This is a genomic window from Nocardia sienata NBRC 100364, assembly GCF_001613205.1.
Lineage (GTDB): Bacteria > Actinomycetota > Actinomycetes > Mycobacteriales > Mycobacteriaceae > Nocardia > Nocardia sienata.
On record NZ_BDBX01000035.1, the window covers coordinates 156,949 to 169,890 of the forward strand.

Sequence of the window (12,942 nt, forward strand, 5' to 3'; positions counted from 1 at the left end):
GCCGCTTCGTTATCGAATGGTTACACTGTCTCCTCGTGATCACCCTGCGCAACGTCAGCAAGTCGTATCCGACCGCTACGCGACCAGCGCTGGAAAACATCAACGTCCATATCGACAAGGGTGAGTTCGTCTTCCTCATCGGTCCGTCGGGTTCGGGTAAATCGACCTTCATGCGGTTGCTGCTCAAAGAGGAGACACCGACCGCGGGTGAGATCTCGGTCGCGGATTTCCGGGTCGACCGGCTGCCGGGGCGGAGGGTGCCGCGATTGCGGCAGCGGATCGGGTGTGTTTTCCAGGATTTCCGGCTGCTGCAGCAGCGCACCGTCGCCCAGAACGTGGCGTTCGCCCTGGAGGTGATCGGGAAACGCCGGCAGTTCATCGACCGGACCGTGCCCGAAGTGCTCGAACTGGTCGGGCTGGGTAACAAGGCCGACCGGCTGCCCACCGAACTGTCCGGTGGCGAACAGCAGCGGGTCGCGATCGCCCGGGCCTTCGTCAACCGGCCGCTGGTCCTGCTGGCCGACGAACCCACCGGCAACCTCGACCCCGAGACGAGTTACGAGATCATGCTGCTGCTCGAGCACATCAACCGGATGGGCACCACCGTGCTCATGGCCACCCACGATCCGTTGATCGTGGACGGTATGCGCCGGCGGGTGGTGGAACTCTACGAGGGCCATCTGGTCCGCGATCAGGCCGACGGCGGTTACGAGGTGCGCCGGTAATGCGGGCGGGATTCCTGTTCGGCGAGGTCTCCGAGGGGCTGCGCCGCAATGTCACCATGACCATCGCGATGATCCTGACCACCGCGGTCTCGCTGACCATGCTGGGCGGCGGTCTGCTGGCGGTGCGGATCGCCGACAAGACCGAGCAGTACTTCCTGGACCGGCTCGAGGTGCGGCTGTATCTCACCGAGGATGTCTCCGCCACCGATCCGGACTGCGTGAACGATCCGTGCCGGACCCTCATGGCCGATCTCGAGGCCGTCGACGGCGTGGAGAACGTGCAGTACCTCAACCGGGACGCGGCGGTCCGGGAGGCGAAGGAGAAAACCTTCAAGGACCAGCCCGAACTCGCCGAATACGTGAGCGAGACGCCGCTGCCGGCCTCACTGCGGGTGAAGATGACCGACGCGTCGCTGTACCCGACGATCTACGAGCAGTTCTACGAGCGGCCCGGCGTCGGCATGGTCCGTAATGACAAGGACATCGTGGACCGGCTGGTCAGCCTGTTCGACGGGCTGCGCAACGCCGCGTTCGGTATGGCACTGCTGCAGGCGGTCGCGGCGCTGCTGCTGATCGCGAACATGGTGCAGATCGCGGCCTTCACCCGGCGTACGGAGGTGAGCATCATGCGCCTGGTGGGCGCCACCCGCTGGTATACCCAGCTGCCGTTCCTGCTGGAAGCGGTGGCCGCCGCGCTGGCGGGCGGTCTGCTGGCCACGGTGGGCCTGTTCGTGGCCCGGCCACTGGTGATCGACCGGGCACTGGGCGATCTGTTCGCCAGCAATGTGTTCCCGCAGATCACCTTCGACGACATCTTCACCACCGCGCTCATGGTGATGCCGGTCGGCGTGCTGTTCGCCGGTCTCACCGCCTACGCGACCCTGCGCTGGTACGTGCGGGAATAGCCGTCCGGAGGCCGCGGCCTCGGGCGACGACAACTCCCACCCGCGGCGACTCCGGCGACCGAGAACGCCCGCCCCGCACCGCGGGGCGGGCGTTCTGGGCTTCACCACCTGCCGATTCCGCGCATGCGTCCGCGCACCAGGACGTAAGGACCACTCGACGCCTTTCTTACTCCGCAGTAAGATAGCCTTACTCCGCAGTAAGAAAACCGGGGTCCGACCCTCACCCCCGCGCGAGAAACAGGTGATCATGAGCATTCGAGACAGCGCTACCGAGCGGCGGTCGCCGGGCGGCGTCCGCCAGGAGAACGGGGTGGGCCTGCACCAACCCAAACGGGACTGGATGGGCGCCGCCATGCGGGTCATGTCCACCATCACCGGTTCGGAGCTGGCCGAGAAGTACAACCTGCGCAAGCCGATCGACCGGGTCACCTACCAGAGCACCAAAACCGGATTCCGCACCCTCGGCGCGGCGACCCGCGCCTTCAACAAGGTCGCCGGCGGTGGCGCGCCCAAGCGGCTCCCGGACAACGAGTCCAAGACCAAGGACTATTTCGACCTCACCCCCACCGACGAACAGCAGATGATCGTCGAGACGGTGCGTGAGTTCGCGGCCGAGATCCTGCGCCCGGCCGCGCACGACGCCGATGAGGCGGCCGCCGCGCCGGCCGATCTGCTCGGCCGGGCCGCGGAACTGGGTATCACCCTCATCAACGTGCCCGAGGAGCTCGAGGGCGCGGCCACCGAACGCGGTGCGGTCACCAATGCGCTGGTCGCCGAGGCGCTCGCGCACGGCGATATGGGTCTGGCGCTGCCGCTGCTCGCGCCGAGCGGGGTCGCGGTCGCGCTGTCCCAGTGGGGCACCGACGCCCAGCAGCAGACCTATCTGCCGGCCTTCACCGGTGAGAACGTGCCCCAGGCCTCCGTGGTCATCAGCGAACCGCGCGCCCTGTTCGACCCGTTCGGCCTGCAGACCAAGGCGGTACGCTCCCCCAGCGGATACCGGTTGAACGGTGTCAAAAGCCTGGTCCCCGCGGCCGCCGACGCCGAGATCTTCGTAGTGGGCGCCGAACTCGACGGTCGCCCGGCCCTGTTCGTGGTGGAATCCGATGCCAAGGGCCTGTCGGTGGAAGCCGATCCGAGCATGGGTCTGCGCGCGGCCGGGCTGGGCCGGTTGGTTCTGGACAATGTGGCCGTCGCCGCCGACGCGATCCTCGGTGAAGGCGATGCCGCGCAGCACGCGGCCGACTACCGCGATGCCGTCCAGCTCGCCCGCCTCGGCTGGGCGTCGCTGGCGACCGGCACCGGGCAGGCCGTACTGGACTATGTGATCCCCTACGTCAACGAGCGGGAAGCCTTCGGCGAACCGATCAGCCACCGGCAGGCGGTCGCGTTCATGGTCGCCGATATCGCCATCGAACTCGACGGTCTGCGCCTGGTCACGCTGCGCGGCGCCGCCCGCGCCGAACAGGGCCTCACCTTCGCCCGCGAAGCGGCGCTGGCCAAGAAGCTGGCGGCGGACAAGGGTATGCGCTTCGGGCTGGACGGCGTGCAGTTGCTCGGCGGCCACGGCTTCACCAAGGAACACCCGGTCGAACGCTGGTACCGCGATCTGAGGGGTATCGCGGTCGCCGAGGGCGTGGTGCTGGTCTGAGTTCCCGGCGTCGTCACAGCTTTTTTCCCAGGAGACTTTCATGATCAATCTCGAACTTCCCAAGAAGCTGCGGGCCAGCGCCAACCAGGCGCATCAGGTGGCCGCGCAGATCTTCCGGCCCATCTCGCGCAAATACGATCTCGGCGAGCACGAATACCCGGTGGAACTCGACACCATGGCCGCCATGGTCGACGGGCTCAGCGATTCGGGCACGCAGAAGATCAGCGGGGCCAGCGGCGGGCGCTCCGACGACGAGAAGCCCTCCACCGATGTACTCCTCAACGCCAACGGCGGCAATATGTCGGCGCTGCTCAACGCCCTGGAAACCTCCTGGGGCGATGTCGGGCTGATGCTGTCCATCCCCTACCAGGGGCTGGGCAATGCCGCTATCGCCGCGGTGGCCACCGACGAACAGCTGGCACGGTTCGGCAAGGTGTGGGCGTCGATGGCGATCACCGAACCCAGCTTCGGATCCGATTCGGCCGCGGTCACCACCACCGCCGTCCTCGACGGCGACGAATGGGTGCTCAACGGCGAGAAGATCTTCGTCACCGCGGGGCAGCGTTCCACCCATATCGTGGTGTGGGCGTCGGTGGACCGCAGCCTCGGCCGCGCCGCCATCAAATCGTTCGTGGTCCCGCGGGACGCTCCCGGTCTGTCGGTGGCCCGGCTCGAACACAAACTCGGTATCAAGGCCTCCGATACCGCGGTGCTGCTGCTGCAGGACTGCCGGATCCCGAAGGACAATATCCTCGGCAGTCCGGAAGTGAACGTGGAGAAGGGTTTCGCCGGGGTCATGCAGACCTTCGACAACACCCGCCCCATGGTCGCGGCCATGGCCATCGGCGTCACCCGCGCCGCGCTCGAGGAACTGCGCGCCATCCTCACCGACGCGGGCATCGAGATCTCCTACGACACCCCGCCCAACAATCAGCACGCGGCGGCGGCCGAATTCCTGCGGATGGAGGCCGATTACGAATCCGCCTATCTGCTGGCATTGCGGGCGGCCTGGATGGCCGACAACAAGAAGCCCAATTCGCTCGAGGCGTCCATGTCCAAGGCGAAGGCGGGCCGTACCGGCACCGATGTGACGCTGAAATCGGTCGAACTGGCCGGCGCGGTCGGGTACTCGCAGCGGCTGTTGCTGGAGAAGTGGGGCCGGGACTCGAAGATCCTCGACATCTTCGAGGGCACCCAGCAGATCCAGCAGCTCATCGTGGCCCGCCGGGTGCTGGGGAAGACCAGTGCCGAACTGAAGTAGGCGGGTAGGAGGAGAGAAACCGGTCCGAGTCGCCGGCATGGCCCGGGCCGGTTTCGTCTCTTCGGCGCGAGCGCTTTTCGCCGCAGCGGTTCTCAGGCCGCCTGCAGACCGTCGTCGGCGGGATGTTCCCGGATTTCGACCGCTTCGTACACGACCCGGCGCGCGCGTTCGTGACCGGACAACTCGCCCGGCGCCCCACCGGCCCGGAGCCGGGCGCGCGACCCGCTACGTCGACGTGTCGTCACTCCCGGGGTCCTGCGCGAGCCTCATGGATACGAGTTCGGTGAATCCGGCGCGGCGCGCGAATCGCACCTTCCGGCGCTTGTACACCGTGAAACCGAGCTTGGTGTAGACGGCGAGGGCAGCCGCGTTGCTGTCCTTGATGTCCTCGAGGACATATTCGCGATACTCGGGTTGCGCCAGCAGATGACGCAGCAGCGCGGTCGCGACGCCCCGGCCCTGATGAGCCGGTTCGGTGGCCACGAATCCGATCTCGGCCAGTCCGGGCCGGGCGCCGTCGGAGGGGCGCATGAACCATCTGCGGATCACGGTGTAGCCGAGCAGACCTCGTACCGGACCCAGATGCCGCCGGATCTCCCGCCATTGCGGCGCGAACAACGTCTGTTCACCCTCGGTGAGCGAGGCGAGGCCGGCGGGCTCCCCGTCCACGAGCGCGATATAGAACCGTTCGAGCAGCAGCATGTGCTCGAACGCGTCGGCCAGCTTGCCGGTGTCACGGGAGAACGCGACGAAATCTCCGGAGAAACTGCGCACGTAGACCTCGGTGATACGGCGGCGGTACCCCTCCCCGAGTTCGTCGCCCCGCTGCACCACGACTCTCGTCTCGACCATCCACTCCGCTCCGATCTGCCCGCGTCCCCGGCGGTTCGACACTACCCACCGGCGCACACACCGCAATCGCCGTCGGCGGTCCCATTGCTCGGCTACCGCTCCAGGAGAGCAGGCGGGCCGACGGGCCGGGGCCGCGTCGCGACGGCGGAGGTCACCACCGACCGATCCGGCCGTCCGCCGCCAACCGGATACCGAACCGCGACCGGCCGCGCGGCGGTCCTGGACACCACCGGGAGCGAGTGACAGTGTTTGTTCGATCGGAGCTATCCGAACGGCGCCGCGGGATGCCCGCTCCACCCGGCTTCCGGCCGCGCCCGTAGGAGTGCCACCCCGCCACACCCGCACCGAGTCACTGAGCAGTACCCCGGATATCGAATCTGCAAGGAGACTGGCTATGCGCACAACAGTTCTTGTCCGTCGACTTCTCACCTCCGCGGTGGTGACCGCCGCGACCACCGTACTGTTCACCGGGCACGCGACGGCCGAACCCACCGAGGTCGATTGGGCTTCGGCCACACAGGCCCTGCATACCGCCGCGGCCGGTGACCCGGCCGCCGAACGGGCGGTGTCCCGGGTACTCGGCGACGCTCGGGTCGCCGCGGCCAACCGGGAGGCCGCGCTGCCCGCGCAGCCGTTCCAGATCCCGGCCGAATCCACCGTGGGACGCGGCGGCGGTCCGGGAACGTACGGCTCGGGCCTGTCGCTGGACATCGACGGCTTCCGGTTCGCGTTCTTCGGCGGACCGGGCACGATCGCCCCGGACCAGACGGGCGCCCGGCTGGATGTCGTGTGGCTCAACCTCAACAACGGCCGCAGCGGAATCGAGCAGCTGACCGAGCATACGGACATCATCGCCGACACCACCATCCGCACCCGGCCGATCGATCCCGGCCCGGGCCTGATCGTCGCCGCGGTGTACGGCAACCTGTGGCACCGCTGGCCGGTACCGGTGAGCCCGGAGCATCCCGACGGGTTCCAGTATGTGCGCGGCGACATCACTTTCCCGTCGCTGGGCTCGGTCTACAACTGATCCGACGACCGAGCGAGCCGGTGCGCGCGCGGGCGTCGAATATCCGGCACCGCCCGCACCGGCCACCGCACGGGCGCGCGCGAATGTCTTTTTTGTCCGGACCGTACGTTGTGAGCGATTACACTTTCACTGCTACCGTGGCCACCGATATGCCGTTAGGAATCGCTAGGTCGAGTGCCGACGCGAGTGATCTGTGGAGGTGTTCGAAGGTGAACCTGGCGCACACGCTGGAAGTCGTCAAGGCATACGGGCTGCTGCAGTCCAGCGGATTCATCGATCTGAAGAATCCGGGGGAAACACTGCGGACTCTCAAGGACTCCAAGACCTACATCCCGCAGGCCACCCTGCTCATGCACTCCGCGCGTATCGCGCCGGACGCGCCCGGCCTGGCCGACGAACGCGGTGAGCTGACCTACCGCGAGCTGGACGAGCAGTCCACCAAGATCGCGCACGGGCTGCACGCCGCGGGGATCACCGAGGGCACCGTGATCGGTATCCTCGCCCGTGACCATCGCGGCCTGATCCTGTCCATGGCCGCCGCGGGCAAGCTCGGCGTGAAGATCGCGCTGATGAACACCGGTTTCGCCAAACCGCAGTTCGCCGAGGTGTGCGAACGGGAGAAGGTCAAGGCGGTCCTGCACGACAGCGAGTTCCTGGGCCTGCTCGACGCGCTGCCCGCGGATATGCCCCGCTTCCTCACCTGGGTCGACGAGGGCACCGAGATTCCGCAGGGCTCCCGGACACTGGACCAGCTGATCGCCGAGAACGGCACCGAGCCTCTGCCGGTACCGGCGAAACCGGGTGGCTTCATCATCCTCACCAGCGGTACCACCGGTCTACCGAAGGGCGCGCCGCGGGAGAAGGCCAGCCCGGTGGCTACCGCGCAGTTCCTGGACCGGATGCCGTTCCCGAAACGCGGCACCGTCGTCATCGTCTCGCCGATCTTCCACAGCACCGGTCTGGGTACGTACCTGGTGAGCATCGGCCTCACCAACAAAATCGTCACGCGGCGCCGGTTCGATGCCGAGGCCACCCTGAAGATGATCTCCGACCACAAGGCCCAGCTGCTGGTCGCGGTGCCGACCATGTTGCACCGGATGGTGGAGCTGCCCGCCGAGGTCCGCGCGAAGTACGACACATCCTCGCTGAAGGGGATCATCCTGGCGGGTTCGGCGCTGTCGCCGGAGTTGTGCGTCAAGGCGACCGAGACCTTCGGGCACGTGCTGTACAACCTCTACGGCTCCACCGAGGTCGCCATCGCCACCGTGGCCCAGCCGGCCGACCTGGCCAAGGCGCCCGGGACGGTCGGCCGCCCACCGCTCACCTGCGATGTCCGCCTCTACGACGACAACGACAAGCCCGTGACCGCGAAGAACGTCACCGCCCGGATCTTCGTCCGCAGTGGCGCGCCCTTCGAGGGCTACACCGACGGCCGGCACAAGCAGATCATCGACGGCTATATGTCCAGCGGCGACGTCGGGCATTTCACCGAGGACGGCCTGCTCATGGTCGACGGCCGCGACGACGACATGATCGTCTCAGGCGGGGAGAACGTCTTCCCGCAGGAGGTCGAGAACCTGCTGCTCGAGCGCGAGGACATCTTCGACGCCGCGGTGGTCGGCGTGGACGATGTGGAGTTCGGGAAGCGGCTGCGCGCGTTCGTCGTCCCCGAACCCGGGCACACTCCGGACGAAGCAGAGATCAAGACCTACGTCAAGGAGAACCTGGCCAGGTACAAGGTGCCGCGCGAGGTCGTCTTCCTCGACGATCTGCCGCGCAACCCGACCGGCAAACTGCTGCGCCGGGTGCTGGTCGAATACGAGGTCTGACAACCTTTCTCGACGGGAAACCGGGAATCCTCACAGTAATGTCCCGGTTTCCCTACTGTCCGAGACAATCGGATGGAAGTCCCCGCGACGGTTGCTAGGGTTGGCGGTGCACAGGAGTTCGAGGAGGTAACCGCCGTTCCCGGCGGTACGCCGCGGAAGGTTGTCGCCGATGACATTGTCGCTGCCCGGCCCCGTTCGCAGAGCCGGCGATATCGCCTTGGCCGTGAACGTGATGCGCAAACGCGGCCTTTTCGATCCGTTGCGGCTCGACCACGCCGTCCGATCGATGAGCAACGCGACCAAGTACGGCCCCTTCGCCGGTGTGGTCATGCACGCCGTGCAGACCCGCCCCGACTCCCCCGCCATCGTCGACGAGGCAGGGGAACTCACCTTCCGCGAACTCGACGACCGCTCGAACGCCTTCGCCCGCGGCCTCACCGAACGCGGCCTGCGGCCCGGCGATGTGGTCGCGGTCCTGGCCCGCGACCACCGCGGCATGGTGCTGAGCATGCTGACGGCCGGCAAACTCGGTCTGCGCGCGGTCCTGATGAACACCGGCTTCGCCAAGCCGCAGTTCGCGGACGTGGCCGAACGCGAGAAGATCAAAGCGGTGCTGCACGACAGCGAGTTCTTCGACCTGATGAGCGCCATCCCCGCCGAGATCCCGCGAATCCTCACCTGGGTCGACGAATCCGATGAGGCCGACCCCGCGATCCCGACGGTCGAATCCGTCTCGGCGGGGCAGTCCACCGCACCGCTGGCAGCACCCGCCAAACCGGGTGGGACGGTCATCCTCACCAGCGGTACCACCGGCACACCCAAGGGCGCCCCGCGCGACAAGGTCAGCCCGTTCATCACCGCCCAGTTCATCGACCGGGTCCCGCTGCCGACCGACGGCACCATGGTGATGGCCGCGCCCATCTTCCACGGCACCGGCCTGTCCCAGTTCTCCCTGGGCCTGGCGCTGGGCAACCGGGTGGTGTTCCAGCAGCGCCGGTTCGACCCCGAGCTCACCCTGGCCAATATCGCCCGCTACCGGGCGGATTCACTGGTCGTGGTGCCCACCATGCTGCAACGCATCCTGGATCAGCCGAAAGAGGTGCTCGACCGCTACGACGTCTCCTCGATCCGGGTGATCTTCGCGGCGGGTTCGGCCATCCAGCCCGATGTGGTGGTGCGCACGGGCGAGCACTTCGGCGATGTGCTGTACAACCTGTACGGCTCCACCGAATGCGCGGTGATCACCGTGGCGACGCCGCAGGAACTGAAGAAGTCGCCGGCCACCGCGGGCCGGGCGCCGGTCGGGGTGCGGATCGGCCTCTACGACGAGAACCGCAGGCGGATCACCGCGCCGAATGTCACCGGCACGATCTTCATCGACAACCCGCACGCCTTCAAGGCCTACACCGACGGGCGTACCAAGGAGACCGTCGACGGCATGATGTCCAGCGGCGATGTCGGGCACTTCGATTCCGACGGCCTGCTGTTCATCGACGGCCGCGACGACGACATGATCGTCTCCGGCGGCGAGAACGTGTTCCCGCAGGAAGTGGAACACCTCATCGCCGAACGGCCCGATGTACTAGAGGCCGCGGTGGTCGGCGTGGACGATCGGGAGTTCGGCAAACGGCTGCGCGCGGTGGTGGTCCCGGGGCCGGATTCGACACGCGACGCCCAGGAGATCAAGGACTACGTCAAGGCGAACCTGGCACGCTACAAGGTCCCGCGCGAGGTGGTGTTCCTCGACGAACTCCCGCGCAACGCCACCGGGAAACTGCTGCGGAAACCGCTGACGGAGCTCGAACCCGGCGACTGAACTCCGGGCCCCGCAGCAGGCCTGGCCGGTTATCGGCTTCGCCGCAGGCAGGGCGGGTGGTCGGATATCATCCTCTGGTGCGTATCAGGTTCGGTTCCACCCATCGGGTGGACCATCTCGGCGCCGCCCGCGTCCGCGGTGCGGCAGCCGGCCTGATTTCCGGGGCCGTCTCGGTGGCCGCCCACGGCTGGGCGGAGCCGACGAGCTCGCCGGATGGGACGGCGGTCGTCCTGCTGGCGCTGGCGTCGGCGGCGGTCGGCGCCCTGGTCTCCGGATCGCGTCCGCTGCGCACCGGAACCACCGGACTCGCCGTGGCACTGACAGCCGGGCAACTGCTCGGCCATCTGAGCCTCGGTTGGGGTTCCGGACATCTGCACCACGGTGATCTCCAGCTCACCCCCACCATGCTCGCGGCGCACTTCGTCGTCGCATGCGCCGCGGCGGTGGTCGTGCGCGGCGCCGAATTCGCCTACCGGGTCGCCGGGACCGCCCTGGCGCGCCTGGTACCGGTCGCGCCCCGGCCGCCGGCCCTCCCGGATCCACCCCCGCTGCGGCTACTCCATCGTGACCGGGTCGTCGCGTGGATTCTCGCCGCCGATACCGGCCGCACCCGGGCACCGCCCCGGGCCGTCCTGCTCTGATCTCCCACCCGGCTGTCCGGCCGGGCGCTGTCTCTCGCTGCGGTGACCCCGCGCGCCGGCGCCCGTGGCCCCGCCGGTTTCCCTCAGCGCGGCGGCCCGTCCCCTCGGCGCGCGCCGCGTCCCCGCGCACCCGCCTCTTCCGGCCGGGTGCCGGGCAAGCACAGGACGCAGGTAACACCCATGAGTACCACCGAGGTCCCCGCGGGGCCCGACAGCGCTGCCCCGGCGACCAGTTCACCGCGACCGGGCAGGGGTGCGTTCCGCGCGCTCGCGCTGCGGCTGCATTTCTACGCCGGCCTCTTCGTAGGACCCTTTCTCCTGATCGCGGCGGTAACCGGCGGACTCTACGCCGTCGCACCCAGTATCGAATCCTTCGTGAACCGGGATCTGCTGTTCGTGGATTCCCGTGGGCCCGACCGGCCGCTGGCCGAACAGGTGACCGCCGGGACCGCCGTCCGGCCGGACCTGACGCTGGTGGCGGTCGCGCCCGCCCCGGCACCCGGCGAGACCACCCGGGTGCTGCTGCACGATCCCACTCTCGGCGAATCAGAGCGGCGTGCCGTATTCGTCGACCCGGTGACCGCGCGGCCGGTGGGCGAATCGGTGGTGTACGGCAGTTCCGGTGCGCTGCCGTTCCGGGCGTGGGTGTCCCAGGTGCACCGCCACCTGCATCTCGGCGAACCCGGCCGGTTGTACTCCGAATCGGCGGCCTCCTGGCTGTGGCTGATCGCCGCGGCCGGGCTCGTCCTGTGGATCCGGCGGGTGCGCGGCCGGCGGCAGCGCGACGGGGCGCGGTGGCTGTTCGTCCCGAACCTCGCGAGCGCGCGGGAACGCCGGCTGAACTGGCACGCGGTGGTCGGGGTGTGGATTCTGCCGGTGGCGCTGCTGCTCTCGGCCACCGGTCTGACCTGGTCGGCCTACGCGGGCGCCAATATCGAGACACTCCGGGAGAATCTCGGCTGGACCACGCCCGCCGTCGCGACCGCGCTGTCCGGGTCGGTGGCGCCGGCCGATAGTGGGCACGGCGACCACCACGCCGGTCATCCGGCCGACCACTCGGTTCCGGCGGACCGGATCCAGCAGCTGGATCGGGTACTCGCCGCGGCCCGCGAGGCCGGAGTCACCCGCCCCGCGGAGATCACGGTCCCGGCGACCGACGGGACCGCCTTCGCGGTGAAGGAACGGCGGCTGCCGGGCACACTGACCGCCGATGCCGCGGCCGTCGACGGCGCCACCGGCATCGTCACCGATCGGATCCCCTACTCCGAGTGGCCGTTCATGGCCAAAATGGCCAACTGGGGCATCCAGCTCCATATGGGCCTGATGTTCGGCCTGCTCAACCAGTTGCTGCTGCTGGTGGCGGCGATCGGGCTGGTCACGGTGATCGTGCGCGGATACCTCATGTGGTGGCAGCGCCGCCCCATCGCAACGGCCCGCACCTTCGCGGTGGGTAGGCCACCGCGCCGCGGCGCACTGCGCAGGTCGGCGGTTCTGGCGGTCCCGGTGCTCGCCGCGGCCGCAGTGATCGGCTGGTTCGCTCCGGTATTCGGCCTGAGCCTGCTGGCCTTCCTCGTGGTCGACATCCTCGTCGGCGCGCTGCGCCGCGTGCGGCCGGCAGCCTGAGCGAGCAGGTCCGGTGCCGCGGTCGCCCCGGCACCGGACCTCCTCGACCGACCGAACCCCCTCAATCGGCCGGACCTTTTCCACCGACCGGCCTTCTCAACCGACCGGGCCGGCTCCCGGGCCGTGCCTTCTCAACCGACCGGGCTTCTCAACCGACCGGACCCGCTCCCGGACCGGCCACGGCCTCGATGGCCCGCGCGTCGCGAAAACCTATGCCGGCGAGGCGTTCCCGGACCTCCTCCTCGACCCGACCGGCGGCAGCGGTATCGACCAGGGCGATGATGCTGCCACCGAAACCACCACCGACCATCCGCGATCCGTGGGCGCCGGCCGCGCGGGCCGCGTCCACCGCCGCGTCCAGTACCTCGGTGGACACCTCGAAATCGTCACGCAGCGAATCGTGTCCCGCATCGAGCAGCGGACCGATCTCGCGCGGGTCGGCACCCGAGCGCAACAGGTCCGCCACCGTGCGCACCCGGTCGTTCTCGCCGAGTACATGCCGTGCCCGCCGGTACAGCACCGGATCGGCGAGTCCGGACAGTTGCCCGGCGTCTTCGATATCGCGCAGTGAGCCGACCCCGAGCGCCGCCGCGGCGGCGGCGCATTCGG

11 protein-coding genes and 1 pseudogene are annotated in these 12,942 nt (G+C 68.5%); 9 read left to right on the forward strand and 3 right to left on the reverse strand.

What is annotated here, in order from left to right:
* The first annotated feature begins 35 nt into the window (after positions 1-35).
* The 4 genes from ftsE to NS4_RS19565 all read left to right on the forward strand — a co-directional run bounded on the left by ftsE (position 36) and on the right by NS4_RS19565 (position 4,542).
* Positions 36-725: a cell division ATP-binding protein FtsE gene (ftsE, locus tag NS4_RS19550; RefSeq protein ID WP_063060962.1), complete on the forward strand. Its 690-nt coding sequence runs from the start codon at positions 36-38 to the stop codon at positions 723-725.
* Entirely contained in the window at positions 725-1,630 is a 906-nt protein-coding gene (gene ftsX, locus NS4_RS19555; protein WP_030523455.1) for a permease-like cell division protein FtsX, read from the forward strand. The genes ftsE and ftsX overlap by 1 nt, the downstream gene beginning before the upstream one ends.
* A 241-nt stretch (positions 1,631-1,871) precedes the next feature.
* Entirely contained in the window at positions 1,872-3,281 is a 1,410-nt protein-coding gene (locus NS4_RS19560) for an acyl-CoA dehydrogenase family protein (RefSeq protein ID WP_157106133.1), read from the forward strand.
* Positions 3,282-3,321: 40 nt separating this feature from the next.
* On the forward strand, positions 3,322-4,542 hold the full coding sequence (locus NS4_RS19565) for an acyl-CoA dehydrogenase family protein (RefSeq protein ID WP_063060963.1): 1,221 nt from the start codon (positions 3,322-3,324) through the stop codon (positions 4,540-4,542).
* A gap of 92 nt (positions 4,543-4,634) precedes the next feature.
* Here NS4_RS19565 and NS4_RS32310 read toward each other — a convergent pair whose 3' ends face one another.
* Complete coding sequence (locus tag NS4_RS32310; RefSeq protein ID WP_157106134.1) at positions 4,635-4,787, reverse strand: hypothetical protein; 153 nt, start codon at positions 4,785-4,787, stop codon at positions 4,635-4,637.
* Positions 4,768-5,394 carry a GNAT family N-acetyltransferase gene (locus NS4_RS19570; RefSeq protein WP_063060964.1) on the reverse strand — a complete coding sequence of 209 codons (627 nt, stop codon included), beginning with the start codon at positions 5,392-5,394 and terminating at the stop codon, positions 4,768-4,770. Before NS4_RS19570 ends, NS4_RS32310 begins: the two co-directional genes overlap by 20 nt.
* Positions 5,395-5,788: 394 nt before the next feature.
* Between NS4_RS19570 and NS4_RS19575 the strand changes: the two genes are divergently transcribed.
* The 5 genes from NS4_RS19575 to NS4_RS19595 all read left to right on the forward strand — a co-directional run bounded on the left by NS4_RS19575 (position 5,789) and on the right by NS4_RS19595 (position 12,333).
* Positions 5,789-6,424, forward strand: coding sequence for a hypothetical protein (locus NS4_RS19575; RefSeq protein ID WP_063060965.1), 636 nt, complete (start codon positions 5,789-5,791; stop codon positions 6,422-6,424).
* A gap of 149 nt (positions 6,425-6,573) precedes the next feature.
* Entirely contained in the window at positions 6,574-8,253 is a 1,680-nt protein-coding gene (locus tag NS4_RS19580; RefSeq protein ID WP_084487516.1) for an acyl-CoA synthetase, read from the forward strand.
* Positions 8,254-8,422: 169 nt separating this feature from the next.
* A complete protein-coding gene (locus NS4_RS19585) occupies positions 8,423-10,069 on the forward strand; it encodes an acyl-CoA synthetase (protein WP_063060967.1) in 1,647 nt (548 codons plus the stop codon).
* A 77-nt stretch (positions 10,070-10,146) separates the two neighbouring features.
* Complete coding sequence (locus tag NS4_RS19590) at positions 10,147-10,710, forward strand: hypothetical protein (protein ID WP_245665554.1); 564 nt, start codon at positions 10,147-10,149, stop codon at positions 10,708-10,710.
* 180 nt (positions 10,711-10,890) lie between these two features.
* A complete protein-coding gene (locus NS4_RS19595; RefSeq protein ID WP_063060968.1) occupies positions 10,891-12,333 on the forward strand; it encodes a PepSY-associated TM helix domain-containing protein in 1,443 nt (480 codons plus the stop codon).
* A gap of 148 nt (positions 12,334-12,481) precedes the next feature.
* On the opposite strand, the pseudogene NS4_RS19600 reads toward NS4_RS19595, so the two are convergent.
* Positions 12,482-12,942, reverse strand: a pseudogene (locus tag NS4_RS19600) (galactokinase); the annotation flags it as partial.

Bases quoted from the DNA above. Each gene is read 5' to 3' on its own strand.
- ftsX (WP_030523455.1), top strand. From the start codon at position 725: ATGCGGGCGGGATTCCTGTTCGGCGAGGTCTCCGAGGGGCTGCGCCGC.
- NS4_RS19580 (WP_084487516.1), top strand. From the start codon at position 6,574: ATGCCGTTAGGAATCGCTAGGTCGAGTGCCGACGCGAGTGATCTGTGG.
- NS4_RS19585 (WP_063060967.1), top strand. From the start codon at position 8,423: ATGACATTGTCGCTGCCCGGCCCCGTTCGCAGAGCCGGCGATATCGCC.
- NS4_RS19565 (WP_063060963.1), top strand. From the start codon at position 3,322: ATGATCAATCTCGAACTTCCCAAGAAGCTGCGGGCCAGCGCCAACCAG.
- NS4_RS19575 (WP_063060965.1), top strand. From the start codon at position 5,789: ATGCGCACAACAGTTCTTGTCCGTCGACTTCTCACCTCCGCGGTGGTG.
- NS4_RS19595 (WP_063060968.1), top strand. From the start codon at position 10,891: ATGAGTACCACCGAGGTCCCCGCGGGGCCCGACAGCGCTGCCCCGGCG.
- NS4_RS19570 (WP_063060964.1), bottom strand. From the start codon at position 5,394: ATGGTCGAGACGAGAGTCGTGGTGCAGCGGGGCGACGAACTCGGGGAG.